1 rRNA gene is annotated in these 2,849 nt (G+C 50.1%); it reads right to left on the minus strand.

Annotated features, from left to right (window positions below):
* Positions 1–2,830, minus strand: a 23S ribosomal RNA gene (locus O212_RS0100005); the annotation flags it as partial.
* Between the last annotated feature and the right edge of the window lie 19 nt (positions 2,831–2,849).

Consider the following 2,849-nt stretch of genomic DNA (forward strand, 5'->3'; position numbering starts at 1 on the left):
TGTTCTTCAAGGGGTCTTACTAGCTTACGCTATGGGAAATCTCATCTTGAGGTGGGCTTCACGCTTAGATGCTTTCAGCGTTTATCCCTTCCCGACTTAGCTACCCAGCTATGCTCTTGGCAGAACAACTGGTACACCAGAGGTCAGTCCATCCCGGTCCTCTCGTACTAAGGACAGCTCCTCTCAAATTTCCTACGCCCGCGACGGATAGGGACCGAACTGTCTCACGACGTTCTGAACCCAGCTCGCGTGCCGCTTTAATGGGCGAACAGCCCAACCCTTGGGACCTACTTCAGCCCCAGGATGCGACGAGCCGACATCGAGGTGCCAAACCTCCCCGTCGATGTGAACTCTTGGGGGAGATCAGCCTGTTATCCCCGAGGTAGCTTTTATCCGTTGAGCGATGGCCCTCCCACGAGGTACCACCGGATCACTAAGCCCGACTTTCGTCCCTGCTCCACTTGTGGGTGTCGCAGTCAGGCTCCCTTCTGCCTTTGCACTCTTCGAACGATTTCCGACCGTTCTGAGGGAACCTTTGGGCGCCTCCGTTACTTTTTAGGAGGCGACCGCCCCAGTCAAACTGCCCACCTAACAATGTCCAGTCACCAGTTTCATGGCGTCCTGTTAGAATTCCAGTAATATCAGGGTGGTATCCCAAGGATGACTCCATTAGGACTGACGTCCTAACTTCCCAGTCTCCCACCTATCCTGTACAGATAATACCGAAATTCAATGCTAAGCTACAGTAAAGCTCTACGGGGTCTTTCCGTCCAATCGCGGGTAGCGAGCATCTTCACTCGCACTACAACTTCGCCGGATTTGCAGTTGAGACAGTGCCCAAGTCATTACGCCATTCGTGCGGGTCAGAACTTACCTGACAAGGAATTTCGCTACCTTAGGACCGTTATAGTTACGGCCGCCGTTTACTGGGGCTTAAGTTCACACCTTCGCTTGCGCTAAGTGTTCCCCTTAACCTTCCAGCACCGGGCAGGCGTCAGCCCCTATACATCAGCTTTCGCTTTAGCAGAGACCTGTGTTTTTGCTAAACAGTTGCTTGGGCCTATTCTCTGCGGCCTGCTCTCGCAGGCACCCCTTCTCCCGAAGTTACGGGGTCAATTTGCCTAGTTCCTTAACTGCAATTCTTCCGCCGGCCTTAGGATTCTCTCCTCATCTACCTGTGTCGGTTTGCGGTACGGGCACTACTTCTCTCTCTAGATGCTTTTCTTGGAAGCATGGAATCAGATACTTCGGTTCCGTAGAACCTTCCCCATCACGCCTCAGGATTGTTAAAGCGGATTTGCCTACCTTAACTCCCTAAACGCTTAGACTAACATCCAATAGTTAGCACATCCTATCCTTCTCCGTCACACCATCGATAATAACGATTATAGTGGTATCGGAATATCAACCGATTGTCCATCACCTACGCCTTTCGGCCTCGGCTTAGGTCCCGACTAACCCTCAGCGGACGAACCTTCCTGAGGAAACCTTAGATATTCGGCCTGTAGGATTCTCACCTACATCTCGCTACTGATGCCAACATTCTCACTTGTAATCAGTCCACCGCTCCTTACGGTACGACTTCAGCCCGATTACAACGCTCCTCTACCGCTCACACTAAGTGTGAACCCGTAGCTTCGGTGGTAAGTTTAGCCCCGTTACATTTTCGGCGCAGGATCTCTCGACTAGTGAGCTATTACGCACTCTTTCAATGAGTGGCTGCTTCTAAGCCAACATCCTAGTTGTCTTAGAAATCCCACATCCTTTCCCACTTAACTTACACTTTGGGACCTTAGCTGACGATCTGGGCTGTTTCCCTTTTGACCACGGATCTTATCATTCGTAGTCTGACTGCCGAACTAAAAGTATGTGGCATTCGGAGTTTGATAAGGTTCGGTAAGCGCTATGCCCCCTAGCCCATTCAGTGCTCTACCTCCACTACTCACATTCGACGCTAGCCCTAAAGCTATTTCGAGGAGAACCAGCTATCTCCGAGTTCGATTGGAATTTCTCCGCTATCCACAGCTCATCCCATGCTTTTTCAACAGCAACGTGGTTCGGTCCTCCACGAGGTTTTACCCTCGCTTCAACCTGGCCATGGATAGGTCACCCGGTTTCGGGTCTACAGCATGCAACTAGTCGCCCTATTAAGACTTGGTTTCCCTTCGGCTCCGTACCTTAAGTACTTAACCTTGCTACATACCGTAACTCGTTGGCTCGTTCTACAAAAAGCACGTCATCACCCTCATAAGGGGCTTTGACCGGTTGTAGGCACACGGTTTCAGGTTCTATTTCACTCCCCTCCCGGGGTTCTTTTCACCTTTCCCTCACGGTACTGCTTCACTATCGGTCATCAGGTAGTATTTAGCCTTGGGAGGTGGTCCTCCCTGCTTCCCACAAGGTTTCACGTGTCTCGTGGTACTCTGGATCAGAACTTTAGGTCTTCTCGTTTCACATACAGGACTATTACCTTCTACGGTCCAACTTTCCAGTTGTGTTCTGTTACAATAGCCTCCTAAGTTAATGTTCTGTCCGCAACCCCAAAGATAAATCTTTGGTTTGGGCTCTTTCCTTTTCGCTCGCCGCTACTAAGAAAATCGATTTTTCTTTCTCTTCCTCTAGGTACTTAGATGTTTCAGTTCCCTAGGTTACCCTCATATAGCTATGTATTCACTATATGATACATGGGGTTCACCCATGTGAGTTCCCTCATTCGGAAATCTCCGGATCTCTGGCTATGTGCGCCTACCCGAAGCTTATCGCAGCTTATCACGTCCTTCATCGGCTCCTGATGCCAAGGCATTCACCATGCGCCCTTTGTAGCTTGACCTATTTAGTCAATTCAAAAT

The organism is Clostridium sp. Ade.TY (assembly GCF_000498355.1).
Lineage (GTDB): Bacteria > Bacillota > Clostridia > Clostridiales > Clostridiaceae > Clostridium.